Origin of the sequence: Chitinophaga jiangningensis, from assembly GCF_900142605.1 — a bacterium.
Lineage (GTDB): Bacteria > Bacteroidota > Bacteroidia > Chitinophagales > Chitinophagaceae > Chitinophaga > Chitinophaga jiangningensis.
Window position 1 is genome coordinate 566,821 of sequence record NZ_FRBL01000006.1, and the last position, 16,898, is coordinate 583,718.

The 16,898-nt window shown below is 47.0% G+C and carries 14 protein-coding genes; 12 read left to right on the forward strand and 2 right to left on the reverse strand.

Translation table 11 applies throughout. From position 1 onward, the window contains the following. Positions 1 to 105 precede the first annotated feature (105 nt). The 3 genes from BUB18_RS17930 (at position 106) to BUB18_RS17940 (ending at position 3,908) form a co-directional block, all read left to right on the forward strand. Positions 106 to 2,751, forward strand: coding sequence for a CHAT domain-containing protein (locus BUB18_RS17930; RefSeq protein ID WP_073083729.1), 2,646 nt, complete (start codon positions 106 to 108; stop codon positions 2,749 to 2,751). A 77-nt stretch (positions 2,752 to 2,828) separates the two neighbouring features. Continuing rightward, positions 2,829 to 3,341, forward strand: a complete 513-nt coding sequence (locus BUB18_RS17935; protein WP_073083730.1) for a hypothetical protein — start codon at positions 2,829 to 2,831, stop codon at positions 3,339 to 3,341. Between the two features lie 24 nt (positions 3,342 to 3,365). Continuing rightward, positions 3,366 to 3,908, forward strand: coding sequence for a hypothetical protein (locus BUB18_RS17940; RefSeq protein WP_143159986.1), 543 nt, complete (start codon positions 3,366 to 3,368; stop codon positions 3,906 to 3,908). Positions 3,909 to 4,216: 308 nt separating this feature from the next. Here the strand turns inward: BUB18_RS17940 and BUB18_RS17945 are convergent, their stop codons facing one another. Then, positions 4,217 to 5,311 carry a S1C family serine protease gene (locus BUB18_RS17945; RefSeq protein ID WP_073083733.1) on the reverse strand — a complete coding sequence of 365 codons (1,095 nt, stop codon included), beginning with the start codon at positions 5,309 to 5,311 and terminating at the stop codon, positions 4,217 to 4,219. A 9-nt stretch (positions 5,312 to 5,320) separates the two neighbouring features. After that, entirely contained in the window at positions 5,321 to 5,896 is a 576-nt protein-coding gene (locus tag BUB18_RS17950; protein ID WP_073083735.1) for an RNA polymerase sigma factor, read from the reverse strand. Between the two features lie 132 nt (positions 5,897 to 6,028). Here BUB18_RS17950 and BUB18_RS17955 point away from each other — a divergent pair, with 132 nt between their 5' ends. The 9 genes from BUB18_RS17955 (at position 6,029) to BUB18_RS17995 (ending at position 16,702) form a co-directional block, all read left to right on the forward strand. Then, positions 6,029 to 6,262, forward strand: a complete 234-nt coding sequence (locus BUB18_RS17955; RefSeq protein ID WP_073083736.1) for a hypothetical protein — start codon at positions 6,029 to 6,031, stop codon at positions 6,260 to 6,262. A gap of 994 nt (positions 6,263 to 7,256) precedes the next feature. Beyond that, a complete protein-coding gene (locus BUB18_RS17960; RefSeq protein WP_073083738.1) occupies positions 7,257 to 8,081 on the forward strand; it encodes a prephenate dehydratase in 825 nt (274 codons plus the stop codon). Positions 8,082 to 8,090: 9 nt separating this feature from the next. Beyond that, the gene (locus BUB18_RS17965; RefSeq protein ID WP_073083740.1) at positions 8,091 to 9,257 is read left to right on the forward strand and encodes a pyridoxal phosphate-dependent aminotransferase; all 1,167 of its coding nucleotides are present in this window, start codon (positions 8,091 to 8,093) and stop codon (positions 9,255 to 9,257) included. Positions 9,258 to 9,261: 4 nt separating this feature from the next. Further along, complete coding sequence (locus BUB18_RS17970) at positions 9,262 to 10,104, forward strand: prephenate dehydrogenase (RefSeq protein WP_073083741.1); 843 nt, start codon at positions 9,262 to 9,264, stop codon at positions 10,102 to 10,104. Positions 10,105 to 10,138: 34 nt separating this feature from the next. Continuing rightward, a complete protein-coding gene (locus tag BUB18_RS17975; RefSeq protein ID WP_245805692.1) occupies positions 10,139 to 11,248 on the forward strand; it encodes a chorismate mutase in 1,110 nt (369 codons plus the stop codon). 6 nt (positions 11,249 to 11,254) lie between these two features. Beyond that, positions 11,255 to 12,280, forward strand: coding sequence for a 3-dehydroquinate synthase (gene aroB / locus BUB18_RS17980; RefSeq protein ID WP_073083743.1), 1,026 nt, complete (start codon positions 11,255 to 11,257; stop codon positions 12,278 to 12,280). Positions 12,281 to 12,316: 36 nt separating this feature from the next. Then, positions 12,317 to 13,585 (forward strand): 3-phosphoshikimate 1-carboxyvinyltransferase, encoded by a 1,269-nt coding sequence (gene aroA / locus BUB18_RS17985; protein ID WP_073083744.1) that lies wholly within the window; start codon positions 12,317 to 12,319, stop codon positions 13,583 to 13,585. A 37-nt stretch (positions 13,586 to 13,622) separates the two neighbouring features. After that, a complete protein-coding gene (locus BUB18_RS17990; RefSeq protein WP_073083746.1) occupies positions 13,623 to 14,624 on the forward strand; it encodes a chorismate synthase in 1,002 nt (333 codons plus the stop codon). 650 nt (positions 14,625 to 15,274) lie between these two features. Further along, complete coding sequence (locus tag BUB18_RS17995; RefSeq protein WP_073083748.1) at positions 15,275 to 16,702, forward strand: Gfo/Idh/MocA family protein; 1,428 nt, start codon at positions 15,275 to 15,277, stop codon at positions 16,700 to 16,702. Positions 16,703 to 16,898 lie beyond the last annotated feature (196 nt).

A 16,898-nucleotide genomic window follows, 5' to 3' on the forward strand; every position in this document is an offset into this window, starting at 1 on the left:
AAGCGCTTACATACCATATGTACTTTACTCAGGCAGCTGATTTTATGCAGCTGCCTGGCCTGTTATTTTCATGCCGCTGCGCAGTGCCCCGACCGGCAAACGATTATGCAGGCAGTAATAGCCGTGGAGCAAAGCACGGTGGATAACAATAGTAAGCTGCACCAGCTCGACTCACTTCTGACAATACAAAAACGTTGCTATAAAGCAAAGGATAGTGTGTATGCCCGTATCGTTCACCGGATGGGGAATATTTATCACCTGGAACAATCCTGGGATAACGCCATCGCCTACACGAAGGATGCCATCGCTGTGAATACTTCCGCCAAAGACCGGCAGGAGCCATTTCTGGTAAACAGCTACTTTAACCTGGGATTATTTTATGATAAGCTGTATCTCCATGAGGAGTCTTATCATTATTTTGATAGCTGTATTTTATTAGGTATCCGCTTTCCGGAGAAGACCGCTATCGCCCTGCTGGCGTTTGAGCGATCGGCTTTTTCACTGTACAACAGCGGGCAGTACCAACAGGCAAAAAATATTTCCGAGCTGGGTTTCAGGGTGGCGCACAGTATCCGGGATACGTTGTCAGAAATTGCGCTCCTGGCACAAAAGGCACAGGCTATGGTGGCGCTGGATGATACGGCAGCCGCAGGCGTAATTCGTCAGGCCATCGGGATGTTGTCCCCTAATACGGCGGAGGTTTATAAAATAGTTTGTTACACCGTATATGCAGCGGTATGTGGAAAACTCAGGAAGGAACAGGAGGCCGTGAAATGGTACCGGCAGGTGATGCGATGGAATGAAGCATCGGAGCGCTGGAGCGATTGCGCGAGAAATACCCTTGACCTGGGTAACTTCTACCTGGATATACACCAGCCTGCGCTAGCCATGCAATGCTACCGGCAGGGCATTCAGTTTGCCCTGAAATCGGCCGACCCCTATGTACTCGCAGGTGTGTACAATAATATTGGTTCCGCATGCTGGAACCTTAAAAAATACCACGAAGCCCTGGCCAATTACCAGAAGGGACTTACCACACTGCCGATCAATTTTAAAGATTCAGCTATTACGGCAAATCCTGGCTATGAACTGTTGCGGCATGTTAATAATAACTATTTCGTATATACGCTGTTGAGCAATAAGGCGGAATCATTACTGGAAATTTACCGTAAAACAGGTGAACAACACTGGGGAAAAGTGGCGTTGCAAACTTATATGATTGCTGATTTGGCGGTGGACCTCATGCGTTGGAAGCAGTATGGAGAACCTACCCAACTGTACTGGCGTAACCGTACCCGTAAGATGTACGCCCAGGCGATAGAAACCAGTTACCTGCTGCACGATCCCAACGCTGCCTGCCATTTTTTTGAGAAGAGTCGCGCCGTATTGCTGAACGATAAACTGAATGAGTTAGGTGCCCGCAGGTTGTTGCCGGCGGCCGCCGCAGCAGAAGAGCAGCAGTTACGTATACGGATAAACGCTGTGCAGCAGCAATTGGAGCGCGAGCCGGCAGATACGGCTGCCTATGAACAGGCGTCGCGCAGGTTGTTTCAGGAACAAAAGAGTCTGGAACGTTTTATTGCCGGCCTGGAGCGGCAGCATCCCGGTTACTACAGGTATAAGTATGACACCAGTGCCGCTACGCCTGCGTTGATCCGTAAACGCGTACTGGCCGCGGATCAGGAGCTGATCAGCTATTTTATGGCCGATAGTTTTGCCTATGTGTTGCAGGTAACAGCGCGGGGGGCACGTCTGCATAGATTACCTTATGTGAAACAGGAGGTAGAGGCATTGCTGGAAGCGTTGGACCAGCCTGTGTTTACCACGCAGGCGTATAACCGTTACCGTGATTTATCGTATAGTATCTATAAGCAGTTGTTTGCGCCCATTCAACCCCATAGCAGCAGGGTCATTATTTCCGGCGATGAGTATTTTATCCCCTTTGATGCTTTGCTCACGGACCGGGATGTACACAACAGTTATTTATTGCGGAAGCATGCATTCAGCTATACTTATGCTGCTGGCTCATTGTTGAAGCAGAAGCCTCCAACGGAACGGGCAGTTTATCCATTCCTTGGTATTGCGCCGGAGGAGTACGCTGCAAATATGGAATTGCAGCCCTTGCCCGGGGCAGCTGCTTCTGTTGGCAGGATCAGAAAGGATTACAGGAAGGGGAGGGTGCTAACAGGCGAAAATGCGGACAGGAATAATTTTCTGGAGCAGTTGCCCCGTAGCAGTGTGGTGCAGTTATACACCCATGCCAGTGCGGCGGGCATGGAGCCGGTGCTTTTCCTGGCGGATACCAGCCTGCGTTTGCCGGAAATAGGGTTGTTGGAAGATACGGTGACCGCGCTGATCATCCTCTCGTCCTGCGAGTCAGGCAGGGGGAAGCTGGCCAGGGGAGAAGGTGTGCTGAGCCTGGGCAGAGGGTTTAGTATGGCAGGCATTCCGGCGGTGATTACCGCGCTGTGGAAAATTGATAACAAAGCTACTTATGAACTGACTGAAAAACTGCACGAGGCGCTTGCCCGTGGAGTGCCCAAGGATGTGGCTTTGCAGCAGGCAAAGCTCCATTATCTGGATGCGCAGGGGCGGGACCGGCAGCTGCCTTATTACTGGGCATCCAGTGTGTTGATAGGGGATACAGCGGCTGTGAAGCCGCAGGCTGATAAAGGTTTTCCCTATGGCTATGTCCTGATTGGCTTGTTTTTCGCGGTGCTGGTGGTGGTGCTGCTGCGAAGATATTTTTAAAATTTTGTTTCCCCGGGAGATGTTAATGCCGACCAATAAGGTGGTGAATTTATTTCAACACCCCAAATTATACTACAATGGCAAATCAAGATTTCTCCCCTAAATCTGCCATACTGGAAACAGTAGCTCACAACTTCGTTAATGGTGGATTTACTGCTATGCGTATGGATCCGGAGCCTACTCCCTGGACCATCGAATATGTGATACGCAAATATGGAACGCTGGGCCTTGCGGCGCTGCATAACCCCGCGATATGGGATGTGATTATCCCTCATGGTCCGGTGCAGCAGGCTGGTGCTTCCAAAGAATTGTTTGCAAAGGCCATGGCTACGGAAGCTGTTGCCCATGCGAAAGCGCTGGGAACAGGTGCCGATGCTAAGTTTATGACTGAGTTCACAGATGAACTTTGTCCCCGTAAGGTGACCCCAAAAATTCCGCCTAAGCCTAAAGGCCCCTTTGATGAAACGGTGCTGTTTGTAATGGGCAGGGAGTTAAAAGTTGCAGCAGCGGGCATGGCCAAGAGTGAGTTGAAATCCTCCCTGGATGCCGCAGCACAACGATTTTTTGACACAGCCACTGCTGTTGGCTAAGGTTCACACCTAAATTTAATCCTCATGAAAAAGCTTTTGAGCATGGCCATATTATTGGCAGCGATAATCATGTTTGCCGCCTGTAAGGATGGCGATACGGGTCCTGCAGGCCCTCCGGGTACAGCCAATGTGCAGTATTCCGATTGGCAGAATACTACCAAATGGACGGGATCTTCGTCCTCTACCGGGGCTGGTAAAAACACTTTTTATTTTGATATCGCGGAAGCCAGGGTAACGCAGGAAATTGTTGATAAGGGCTCCGTGTTGGTATTTATGCAGTTTGTGGCAGATCCTGACAGTGCTGGCATTATAAAGCAATTGCCCAGCATCTATTACAATATTGGGAGTGCTTCAACGCAGTATCGTTTTCAGCATGGCATATTTCCGGGTAAGATCCGGATTATATGTGATGTAATTCCAAACGGGATTCCGGCTACTACCAACAAAGTAAGGTATGTTATTATTCCCGGTGGTGTAAATGTAAATGCCACGGCCAGGGCGGTGGCACCAGATTACAGCCGGATGAGTTATGAAGAGATATGCCGGCTATATCATTTGCAGCCGTAATGTATGCTTTAATCAGCGGCTATTGAGCAGGGGATATTTCACCTGCTTATAGTAAAAAAGCTATTAGCTTAATCATTTGCAGCCGTATCCGTTTAAACGGAGGCCAGGCCGCAACTGTTATAGTGAGGCAGGATATACGGAGCACCTGCTGTAACCGTACATCACGTGCAGGGATTGTAATGCACTTAGCTAAAATTCAACTGTGTAACAATGTTGCTTTAAAGAAAAACTTCCCTGTGTAATAACGGAAAGGTCCTGCACCGTTGCAGGACCTTTCCGTTATTTTTCATTTCTCAGTTATGCGTTTGTTAGTTGTAGACCTTTACCAGGTATACAAATTCCTGTACTTTTTTGATCTGGTCTACGCGGTTCATTCCTTCGAGTTTGCTCTTATGCGCCCATTCTTTTTTGGATTGTTTGTCTTTCGGCATTTCATCCAGGAGGCGTTTCAGGTGAGCTGATTTCACGGCGAAGGCGATACCGTCGGAGGTGGTTTGTTTGCCGGTGATGATACCTACGATATCCCCTTTGGTATCCAGTAATGGTCCGCCGCTGTTGCCAGGATTAACCGGGATGGATACCTGGTAGGCGGTGGTGTCGCCGTTGAAGCCGGTTTTAGCGGAAATATAGCCTTTACCGTAAACGATTTCATCTCTTGGGTATCCCATGGTAAATACTTCTTCGCCGAGGGTGATACTTTGTGGTTTGAGTGCGTATGGCAATGGCTGGCTTTTAAAGGTGCTGTCGGCAATTTTGAGAACGGCCAGATCGCTGGAGATGTCTTCAAATACGCTAACAGCCTTATAGGCGTCGCCTTTGGTATTTTGAACGTAGATAGAGTCAGCACCTGCCACTACGTGGAGATTGGTAACGATGTAACCGTTGCCGGAAACGGCGAAACCTGTACCTCCGTAAGTACCTGGGTTGAGCGGTGCTTTATTCTTGTCTTTAATATCGTTGATGAGGGCATTTTGCGAGCGCTGGATATTGTTCAGCACACGTCTAACGTCTTCATACTGTGCGGTGGATTTGTTGCGGCTGCTGTTTTGAATGATGGCGATGGTAGACAGTGAGGTCACCAATGCAATACAGGCGGCGGCTGCCAGGTTGGCGATGGTGCGGCGGCGTATCCGGGCACGTTTTTCGGCCTGGGTAGCTTCCTGCACGGTGGTACGGATGGCTGGCATGTCCAGTTGCTGGTGAATGCGGTCCATCTGTGCCTGGAGATCTTTACGTTTGCCGAGGTGGTCAAGTTCCTGTACAAGGAGCTGGTGTTCTTCCACCTGGCGGTTGATTTGTGGATTGGATCTACGCAATTCATCAAAGGCAGCCTTCTCCTGCACCGTCATCTCCCCTTCCAGGTAACGCTCTATTTCACTGATGAGAAACATATCTTCTTTCATGGCTGCTGCTTATAATGATGTATTGTATTTATCGAAAAACATTTTTTTGAGTCGCATGAGGCACTTGTACTTTTGGTTTTTGGCGTTTTCCGAGCTGGTATAGCCAAATTTTTCTGCTATTTCCTGCATGGAATGTTTGTGCAGGTAATAATCTTCCAAAATTGTTTTGCATGGTTGCCCCAGGCTGTCCATAGCTTTTTCCATAATCCGGAACTGTTCGTCTTTGGCCTCGTGGTCGTCTACAATCTCTTCGGCGGGTATGATTTCCTCCAATTCCGTGGGGAGGGCGTACATACCGTGATTACTTTGCAGTTTTTTGAGCCAGAGGTGGCGGCAAACAGAGTACAGGAAAGTTTTTAGGCGGCTGGTGAGTGTAAAGTCTCCTTTACAAGCCTTCTCATATAATATAATGATGGCTTCCTGGAATACATCTTTGGCGTCGTCTTCGGTCCCATTATGCTGTAAAATCATGCGTAAAACAACCGGAAAATTATCTGAATAGATGATTTCCAATGACTTACCATCACTTCTTGCCAATCCCAGCAATAAATCCCTGTCTTTTGCTATGTCTTGAATTTGCTTCACTCTTAATACAATTAAAAGGCGTTTGGTAACCCAAAGTACCGAAAAAAAAATTTTTTAAAACATTGGGTTACCTTTTGGGTGATCCCGGTATAAAGGTTAAATCATTCAAAAAACATCCTAAATTATTGTACGATGAAGAACGTAATCAAATTTGGTTTCCTGGTTGCCGCTTTCGGTATTTTCGCAGTTGCTTGTGGTGGTAACGCTGAGCAGAAAGCTGTAGATTCTACTGCTACTGAAGCTACTCAAGCTATCGACTCTGCTGCTAACGCTGCAAACGCTGCTGTTAACGCTACTGCTGATTCTGCTAAAGCTGCTGTAGATTCAGCTGCTGCTGCTGCAGTTGATACTGCTGCAAAACACTAATTTGCAACACAACGCATATTATAATGAACCGCTCCGGGATACCGGGGCGGTTTTTTTATGGGTAAAACTGAATTTATCTCCGGAGCTATTTTTGTTTTCAATTGCTATATTTTATGCAATTTTTCAATAGTTGTATAATTTTATGCAATTGTCATTAATTTGCTTTTATCATTTACCCAATAGCCCATTTGTCAGTAATAATGCTTTGTTGGAGTGTGGTTTTTGAAAAATTTCCTCCCTTGAATGCACACTCAAATTTTTATCACTCGAGTCAATACTGGATTTTGGGTGCAGCAATTTATTTCCTCACATTCCCGTCTTCAATAGTAGTTGGCCAGGCAACGAGGAAATGGGCGAACCAATTGTTGGATCAATCTACCGCAACACCAAATCCATCCGGTGGCTTGCTCAATGCAGGCATGTACATTAGTAAGTATGTTGTTGGCATTTTCGGTAGCCATACTGCTCAAACAAATACCCGGACTATTTAATTTATCCCCTACTTTACCCTTTCCAACCCCCTCCGGTTTTCTATTTATTAGATTTTATTCAATAAATAATGCTTGTTGTTGAAATAATTGTATTTTTCGCTTAAAGGTATTGGATAATTAAAATCCAGTTGTATTTTTGTTTCACAATTCAAAAAGAAATGACTTCACAGACGACTTTCGGTTTTTTTGGCTTTTATTATTTCTGGTACCAGGAATAGGGAGGTCGTTTGTAAACTAAGATAAAAGAAACTACAAAAAAGGCCTCCCGCGAAACGGGGGGCCTTTTTAATTTTAGCAATAAAGATTTTATGTCAAAATTCACAACGTACTTTTTTTATTATTTCTCTTACTTCTTTTATGCGAAGAAGCCGGGGACTCGTTTGCAATAATCGAACTTACATATAACAAGTTTAAAGCAAAGGGTCCCGTTGTCGGGGCCCTTTCTGTTTCAGGTAACTAGTTGCTACAACAACTAAAAAAATATAAAAATCAATTCATTAAACATGAAAATAGCGATACAGGGGTTTGAAGGATGTTTCCACCAGGTGGCTGCTCAGTCTTATTTCGGAAAAAATACCGAAATAGAATGTTGCGCGTCCTTCGCTGAACTGGTCAGAAAAGTTAAATCTCAGCCTGACGTTGATGCAGGCATCATGGCCATCGAAAACTCCATCGCCGGTAGCATCCTTCCGAACTACAGCCTTATCAAAAACTCAGGACTGCACGTAACCGGAGAAATCTACCTGCAAATCAATCAACACCTGATGGTTTTACCAGGACAAACCATGGAAGATATCAGGGAAGTTCACTCACACCCAATGGCACTTTTGCAATGCATGGACTTCCTCGAAAAATATCCCCACATCAAACTGGTAGAAACAGAAGATACCGCCCTCAGCGCTAAACATGTTCGAAGCAAAAAATTAAAATCTACCGCGGCCATCGCCGGAAAACTGGCAGCCGAAATATTTGAACTCGATATCATCGCTCCAAATATTCACACCAACAAAAACAACTATACCAGGTTCCTTGCCATCTCAAAGAACCCGGTAGAAACCGCACCAGACGCTAATAAAGCATCCGTGTATTTTCAAACAAGCCACGAAAGAGGCAGTCTCGCAGAAGTACTTACCAGAATTGCCAACGCAGGTATCAACTTATCAAAACTGCAGTCTTTCCCCATCCCGGCCAAAGTATGGAACTATTACTTCCACGCCGATATGGAATTCGAAAACCTGGAAAATTTCCAGCTCGCACTCAAAGAAATTGAACAACATACCGAACACCTCAAAGTGTTAGGTATCTATAAAAAAGGTAAAACTCATTAAGCCGATTATATGCAGATACAGGTAGCTAAAAGATTACAGGGCACGGAAGAATACTACTTCTCTAAGAAGCTGCGCGAAATAGATCAGATGAACCAGGATGGAACCAGGGTGATTAACCTCGGTATCGGTAGCCCCGATCTCCCTCCACATCCATCCGTAGTAGAAGCACTGCACACCAACGCAGCACTTCCTAACACGCACGCTTACCAGGGGTATAAAGGTATTCCGGCACTTCGTAAAGCAATGGCCGACTGGTACCACCGCTTCTACCATGTTACGCTCAGCCCTGATACGGAAGTACTGCCGCTCATCGGCTCCAAAGAAGGTATCATGCATATTTGCATGACCTACCTCCAGGCCGGCGATGAAGCACTGGTACCCAATCCGGGCTATCCAACCTACCGCTCTGCCGTTAATCTCAGTGGCGCCACTGTAAGGGATTATGACCTCACCGCAGAAAATAACTGGCTGCCTGATCTCGATGCGCTGGCCAACACTGACCTGAGCAAAGTGAAACTGATGTGGGTAAACTACCCGAATATGCCTACCGGCGCAAAAGCTACCCGCGAATTCGCTAAAAAGCTGATCGCCTTCGGTAAAGCACATAACATCCTCATCTGCCATGATAATCCATACAGCTTTATCCTCAACGATGAGCCAGTGAGTCTCCTCCAGGAAGAAGGTGCCATGGATGTAGTACTGGAATTAAACTCCTTAAGCAAATCATCCAACATGGCCGGATGGCGTGTAGGCATGCTGGTGGGAAAAGCGGAATTCCTTAACGAAGTGCTGCGATTCAAAAGCAACATGGACTCCGGTATGTTCCAGCCACTGCAAATGGCCGCTGTAAAAGCACTGGAACTGGGAAAAGACTGGTATGATTCACTCAACGCCATCTACCGCGCCCGCAGAGAAAAAGTATTCCAGCTGCTCGATATGCTGCACTGCGAATACGATAAAAACCAGGTAGGTATGTTCGTATGGGCAAAAATCCCGGCCACATCACAATCCGGGTATGAGCTGAGCGACAAAGTACTCTACGATGCCCGCGTATTCATTACACCAGGTGGCATCTTCGGTAGTAACGGTAACGGCTATATCAGGGTGAGTCTTTGCCAGGATGTAAAAGTATTTGACGAAGCCATTTCAAGAATTCAAACAGCACTCAATAAATAAAACGATGATAGCAACAGTAATAGGAACAGGTCTTATCGGTGGCTCACTGGCCATCTCCCTCAAAGAAAAGGGAGTGGCGCAGCACGTCATCGGTGTAGATCAGTCAGCCGCACACTTAGCGCGCGCCAAAGAGCTGGGCATCATCGACGAGGACGCTACGCTGGAAGCAGCACTCGAACGTACGGACCTGATTGTACTGGCCATTCCGGTAGACGGCTTGCTGAAACTGTTACCGCAGATCATGGATAAAGTAAAGCCAGGACAGGTAATCATGGATGTTGGATCCACTAAAAACATCATTCTGCAACTCGTTGCCGGTCATCCTAACAGAGGTCGCTTTGTAGCCGCCCACCCGATGGCCGGCACGGAGTATTCCGGGCCCGAAGCTGCCGTGAAGAACCTCTTCACCAACAAAACCATCGTGCTCTGCGATGTTAAAAACAGTGACGACGATGCCCTGGAGATGATCGAAAATATGGTTGACCAGTTGCAAATGCGCACCGTATATATGAATGCGGAAGAGCACGACTTGCACACAGCCTATATCTCACACATCTCCCACATTACCTCTTTTGCACTGGCACTGACAGTACTAAAGAAGGAAAAGGAACAGGGTCGCATTTTTGAACTGGCAAGCGGTGGTTTTGAATCTACCGTGCGCCTGGCGAAAAGCTCTCCGGATATGTGGGTGCCTATCTTCAAACATAACCGCAATAATGTGCTGGACGTGCTGGAAGAACATATTCACCAGCTGGAACAGATGAAAACATTGCTCGAAGAAGAAGATTACGATACCATCTACAAACTCATTCAGAAATCTAATAAAATCAGGAAAATCCTGAAATAACATAAAATCTACTTAAACGCAGTAACTTAATACTATGGAACAGCATACCACAATGGAGCAAATTCTTGCTAACACCAAATTCTCCGATCCTTCATCGGATAAAAAGCCGTTGATCATTTCCGGCCCTTGCAGTGCAGAAACAGAAGAGCAGGTGCTCGCTACCGCACTGAGATTACAGAAAACAGGTAAGGTAGACGTTTTACGCGCCGGTATCTGGAAACCACGTACCCGCCCGGGTTCCTTCGAAGGTATCGGTACCAAAGGCCTCCCTTGGTTACAGAAAGCGAAAGAACTGACTGGCTTACCAGTGGCTGTGGAAGTAGCAACTGCTAAACAGGTGGAAGATGCGCTGCACTTCGGTGTGGATATCCTGTGGGTAGGAGCCCGTACTACCGTGAATCCTTTCTCTGTACAGGAAGTGGCAGACGCGCTGAAAGGTGTGGATACTACTGTGCTGATCAAAAACCCGATCAACCCTGATCTGGAACTCTGGCTCGGCGCTGTGGAAAGAATTCAGAAAGCCGGTATCAACAAAGTAGGTCTGATCCATCGCGGCTTCTCCAGCTACGGTAACACTACCTACCGCAATGCTCCAATGTGGCACCTGGCTATCGAACTGAAACGCCGTATGCCTGAACTGCCAATGATCTGCGATCCAAGCCACATCTCCGGCCGCCGCGATATCCTGCAGGAAGTTTCCCAGGAAGCGATCGACCTTGATTACGATGGTCTGATGCTGGAAACACATATCGATCCGGATAACGCATGGAGCGATGCCAAACAACAGGTTACGCCTGAAAGACTGGCTGAAATCCTCGATGGTATCGTATGGCGCCGTGAGCATACCGATAAGAAAGACTTCAACTCTGCCCTGGAAAAACTGCGTGCGCAAATCAACCAGGTAGATGATGAAATCATGCTGCTGCTGGGCAACCGTATGAAAATTGCTGAGAAAATCGGTCAGTACAAAAAAGAAAATAACATCACCATCCTGCAAACTAACCGTTGGAATGAAATCCTGGAGCGCAACATCGCTAAAGGCGAAAAGCTGGGTCTCACAAAAGAATTCATTACCAAATACTTCGATGCTGTTCACCTGGAATCAATCAATCGCCAGAACAGGATCATGAACGAAGACAAGTAAGCAGGTATGAAAATACAAACGCACCAATTTAAGCAGCAGACTTCCCGCTATTTCCTTGGCGAGCGTCTGCTGCAACTGGGCAACCACGTGGATAAAAACCGTTCGGTGCTCGTCATCGACGAAAACGTAGAACGGCATCACGGGGATCAATTGCACGACTGGAAAAAGATCGTTGTTTCCGCAGGAGAAGATGTGAAAAACATGAGCACTGTGGAAAAAATTATCGATGGACTCATCAGCTTTGAGGCCGACCGTAAAACTACCCTGGTAGGAATAGGTGGTGGCATGATGACTGACGTAGCCGGCTTTGCCGCCAGCATTTACATGCGTGGTATTCCTTTCGGCTTTGTTCCAACTACGCTGCTGGCACAGGTAGATGCCAGTATCGGCGGTAAGAACGGCGTAAGCCACGGTAAGCAAAAGAACTTACTGGGCACTATTACCCAGCCTGAATTTATTCTCTTCGATTATACCTTACCGTTATCCATGCCGGATGAAGAATGGCATAATGGTTTTGCAGAGATAATTAAGTACGCCTGTATCATGGATGCGGAGTTATTTGACTACCTCGAACAAAATAAAGAGAAAGCCCTGGCCCGTGATGTGGAAGTACTACAGTACCTGGTAGAGAAATCTGTGGAGGCGAAAACAAAAGTAGTACTGGAAGATGAATTTGAAACGGGGCCACGCCGCTGGCTCAACTTCGGGCATACGCTTGGCCATGCGGTGGAAAAGCTGGAACATATTGCACATGGCAACGCTGTGGCAATAGGAATGGTGGCCGCAGCGCGCTTCTCCGAGCAGCTGATGGGTTTCCCGAAGGAGCAAACTGCACGACTGATTAAACTGATTACAGATTACCAACTGCCTGTTGCGTTTACTTCGGATAAAGATGCCGTATACGACATCTTTAAGCTGGATAAAAAGCGGGAAAAGAATGATATTCATTTTGTGTTGCTGGAAACGATAGGCAAGGCTACTACCAGAGCAGTGCCTATTAAGGAGTTGAAATCAATGATGGAGCAGTTGTAAAATTTTTTAACTAACTAAAACGGCTATACGAATTATATGCAAGTTACTGTATCACCCGCCGGCATTTCCGGAACGGTTACGGCCAATCCATCTAAAAGCGCCATGCAGCGTGCGGTAGCAGCGGCACTGCTGGCAAATGGAAAAAGCATTATCCGCAATCCTGGCCTGAGCAACGATTGCCTGGCAGCGCTGGATGTGGCCGAAAAACTCGGCGCCACGGTAAACCGTAAGCCTGAACTGATTGAGATCAGCAGCAATGGCATACAGCCACGTTTTGATGAAATCAACTGCGGCGAGTCCGGACTGGGTATCCGCATGTTTACGCCTATTGCAGCACTGGCATCTCAGCCGATAACTATTAACGGTCATGGTAGTTTGACTACCCGTCCGATGAACTTTTTTGAGGAAGTGCTGCCCCAGCTGGATGTGAAAATCACTTCCCGTGAAGGTAAGCTGCCATTGCATATACAGGGGCCACTGCAACCAAAGGATATTACTATTGACGGCAGCCTGAGCTCACAGTTTCTGACCGGCCTGCTGATGGCATATGGTGCAAATGCCGAAGAGGTAACCATCACCGTACAGGACCTGAAAAGCAAACCTTACATTGCGTTAACCTTACAACTGATGTCGCACTTTGGTGTGAACGTTCAGCAACAAAATTTTGAAACCTTCCATTTCGGTAAAAAACAACAATATCAGGCAAAGGATTATACCGTGGAGGGTGACTGGAGTGGTGCTGCCTTTTTGCTGGTAGCCGCTGCGGTAGCAGGAAAAGCGGAAGTACATCATCTCAATACCGAATCTGCTCAATCCGATAAAGCTATTCTGGACGCATTACGCAGCGCAGGTGCTTACCTGATGCCGGGCATGTTTACCATCAACATTGAAAAAGATGGGTTGAAAGCTTTTGAGTTTGATGCTACTGATTGTCCGGATCTGTTTCCGCCGCTGGTAGCACTGGCTGCTAACTGTAAAGGCACTACGAAAATTCTTGGCGTGAGCCGCCTGGCACACAAAGAGAGTGATCGTGGTATTACCCTGCAGCAGGAATTTGGGAAGATGGGCATTGTGATTGAGCTTAATGGCGACGAAATGCTGGTCCATGGCGGAACTGGTATAAAAGGTGCCACAGTAAGTTCACACAACGATCACCGTATTGCCATGGCTTGTGCTGTAGCAGCATTAACGGCAGATGCTCCGGTTGTCATTGAAAATGCAGAAGCAATCAATAAGTCATATCCTGAGTTCTACGATCACCTGCAAACGATCGGCGGTAAGGTAGACGTGGCAGTAAATGCCTAAGGGATTATAACAATATTTCATCTTAAAATATTAGTGTGTGAACAGTTTTGGCAGATTATTCAGGGTTAATGTATTCGGAGAATCCCACGGTGCCAGCGTTGGTGTAAATATCGACGGTGTGCCGGCCGGTGTTCCCCTGAAGCAGGAAGATTTCCTGGCAGACCTGGAAAGGCGCAAAGGTGGCTCAAGAGGCACTACTCCCCGTAAGGAAGAAGATCTTCCTTTTCTGAAATCAGGTGTTTTCAATGATCATACCACTGGTGCGCCGGTGACAATTATGTTTGAAAACAACAATACCCGTAGCACGGATTATGAGAAGCTGCGGGAGTTTCCGCGCCCGGGCCATGCCGACTTTGTAGCCACTGAAAAATATGGTGGTTTTGAAGATTACCGCGGTGGTGGTCATTTTAGCGGTCGCCTTACCCTGAACCTGGTAGCGGCTGGAGTGATTGCCAAAAAGATCCTGGGAGAAAGCGTAAAAGTGAATGCCTACATTACAGAAGTGGGCGGTAATCCGGACCCGGAAGCGGGCCTGGAAGCAGCTATTGCGGCAAAGGATTCCGTAGGAGGGATAGTAGAATGTACGGTAGATGGTTTACCTATCGGCCTGGGCGAGCCTTTCTTTGATTCTTTGGAATCGAGTCTGGCTCATGCGGTATTTGCCATCCCTGCCATCAAGGGTATTGAATTCGGTGCCGGCTTTGCTGCCGCAAAGATGAAAGGCCTGGAGCATAATGACCCTATTCTGGATAAAGCAGGTAAAACAGCTACCAATCACGCCGGTGGTGTGGTAGGCGGCATCAGCAATGGAAACCAGCTGGTTTTTCGTATCGCTGTAAAACCTACTTCCAGTACTCCTAAGGAGCAACAAACCCTCAATATAAAGAGCGGTGAGGTGGAAACGTTTAGTGTAAAAGGTCGTCATGATTTGTGTATTGCACTGCGTGTGCCGGTAGTGCTGGAAGCGGTAACTGCGATGGTGCTGGCAGATTTTATGCTGCTGGAACAACGGAGGCCGCGTGTGTTTAAACAGGCGTAAGTATAGCATGAAGTTATTAGGAAAGAGACCGGCTGAATAGCCGGTTTTTTTTTATTAGAAAGAATATCTTTGTAATTGTAAGTTGCTGAAATGTTAGATTTTCTTTTTTGGTTTTTATACAGGCATTTCGAGAGAAATGATAGTTACAAAACAGTTATTCAGCCATCATTTTTTGTATCACTAACGGTGTTGTCTTATCTCTATTTAAGCCTGGTGGGTTTACGAGGATTGACCGGCTGGCATGCACTTGCTTTTACAGAATATTCCCGAAGTAACAGATGGTACTTCGCGTTCTGCATAATAATCATATTGATGGCTGTATACCTGGTTTACCATAAACGCCAATCACCAAAGATACTGGCCAGATATCAGCATTTGCACTGGAATACGCCTATTATTATTGCTAAATGTTGGTCATTTGTTCTGGCTCCGCACATTGTTTTACTAATAATACTCAAATTTAAGCCTGGTCTCCTACTGTGGTTGCGATAATATAATCCTTATCATGATAACTTTATTTACCTTCCCATCTTACCATGGTTAGATGTTCCCTTAACCGTCCATGTAAAGTTTTTACCCTTTTTTTCATTTATGCTTTCGATTGCAAAGCCTTTTTTATAATTTGGAGCTAGCAATCATAAAACCACGCTATGAACTATAACGATTCAAGAAGGAGCTTTCTGAAGCAGGCTGCGCTGGCAACGCTGGCTACAGCCACCCCAGGACTGCTGATGGCTGCGGCAAAGCCGTACACCCGCAAAATCGGGCCTAATGAAAAGGTAAACATCGCTTTTATTGGCATTGGCAACAGGGGAGGAGAGATCGCCCAGGCGCTCTACAAAACCGGGCTGGCAAACGTCGTAGCACTCTGCGATGTGGATATGGGCGCACCGCACACCCTGGAAGTGATGAAGATGTTCCCTAACGTGCCTCGTTTCCAGGACTTCCGGCAGATGTTCGATAAGATGGGTAACCAGATCGATGCTGTTTCCGTTGGCGTCCCTGACTTCTCCCATTTCCCAATCACCATGATGGCAATCGGACTGGGCAAACACGTGTATGTGGAAAAACCAATGGCACGTACCTTTAATGAGGTGGAGCTGATGATGAAAGCCGCCCGTAAAAATCCGAAAGTGGTGACCCAGATGGGTAACCAGGGCCACTCAGAAGCCAACTATTTCCAGTTCAAAGCCTGGAAAGATGCCGGTATCATCAAAGATGTTACTGCGATCACCGCTCACATGAACTCTCCACGCCGCTGGCATGGCTGGGATCCGAATATTAAGTCGTTCCCCGCTGCTGAAAAGGCGCCTGATACGCTCGACTGGAACATCTGGCAGATGACCACACAAGGGCACGATTATAACCATGACTTTGTAAACGGCCAGTGGCGCTGCTGGTTCGACTTCGGTATGGGCGCACTGGGCGACTGGGGCGCACACATTATCGATACCGCCCACCAGTTCCTCGACCTGGGCCTGCCTTATGAAGTAGATCCGATTAAACTCAGCGGACATAATAATTTCTTCTACCCGATGAGCACCACCCTGGCATTCAAATTCCCTAAGAGAGGAAATATGCCGGCACTGGACATCACCTGGTACGATGGTGTGGATAACCTGCCACCTATTCCTGAAGGGTACGGTGTACAGGGATTGGATCCAAATATTCCGCCGCCAAGCAATGGTCCTATTAAGCCGGCAAAACTGAATCCTGGTAAGATCATTTATAGTAAAGAACTCACCTTCAAAGGTGGCTCACACGGTAGTACCCTGTCCATTATTCCGGAGGAAAAAGCGAAGGAAATGGCGGGCAAATTACCGGAAGTACCTAAGAGTCCTTCCAACCACTTTGAGAACTTCCTGAAGGCTTGTAAAGGCGAAGAACAAACCCGTTCTCCATTTGCGATTGCAGGGCCGCTCAGTCAGGTGTTCTGCTTGGGAGTGCTCGCACAGTGGACTGGTGAAAAAATCAAGTTTGATCGTGAGAAGAAAGTGATTACAAGTAGTAAACGTGCAAATGAATTGTTAGTAGGACCTCCGCCGAGAAAAGGCTGGGAGCAGTATTATAAAGTATAAGAGAAGAGGGCTGGTAACAGCCCTTTTTTATTAGACGGCTACCCGAGCTAGCATGCAGACCAACACTGCTTCTTACTGATACTTGATAATTTGGTGTTGATCTAATTAAAGTATCTTCCGAACTCTTAATGAAATGTATTGCGAATGTTTAGCGTTTGTATTGTGAATGGACAAAGTTACCCAACCTTCTGCAGAG

Coding starts and splice junctions, on each gene's coding strand:
- BUB18_RS17930 (WP_073083729.1), top strand. CDS start 106: ATGCAGGCAGTAATAGCCGTGGAGCAAAGCACGGTGGATAACAATAGT.
- BUB18_RS17935 (WP_073083730.1), top strand. CDS start 2,829: ATGGCAAATCAAGATTTCTCCCCTAAATCTGCCATACTGGAAACAGTA.
- BUB18_RS17940 (WP_143159986.1), top strand. CDS start 3,366: ATGAAAAAGCTTTTGAGCATGGCCATATTATTGGCAGCGATAATCATG.
- BUB18_RS17945 (WP_073083733.1), bottom strand. CDS start 5,311: ATGAAAGAAGATATGTTTCTCATCAGTGAAATAGAGCGTTACCTGGAA.
- BUB18_RS17955 (WP_073083736.1), top strand. CDS start 6,029: ATGAAGAACGTAATCAAATTTGGTTTCCTGGTTGCCGCTTTCGGTATT.
- BUB18_RS17960 (WP_073083738.1), top strand. CDS start 7,257: ATGAAAATAGCGATACAGGGGTTTGAAGGATGTTTCCACCAGGTGGCT.
- BUB18_RS17965 (WP_073083740.1), top strand. CDS start 8,091: ATGCAGATACAGGTAGCTAAAAGATTACAGGGCACGGAAGAATACTAC.
- BUB18_RS17970 (WP_073083741.1), top strand. CDS start 9,262: ATGATAGCAACAGTAATAGGAACAGGTCTTATCGGTGGCTCACTGGCC.
- BUB18_RS17975 (WP_245805692.1), top strand. CDS start 10,139: ATGGAACAGCATACCACAATGGAGCAAATTCTTGCTAACACCAAATTC.
- aroB (WP_073083743.1), top strand. CDS start 11,255: ATGAAAATACAAACGCACCAATTTAAGCAGCAGACTTCCCGCTATTTC.
- aroA (WP_073083744.1), top strand. CDS start 12,317: ATGCAAGTTACTGTATCACCCGCCGGCATTTCCGGAACGGTTACGGCC.
- BUB18_RS17995 (WP_073083748.1), top strand. CDS start 15,275: ATGAACTATAACGATTCAAGAAGGAGCTTTCTGAAGCAGGCTGCGCTG.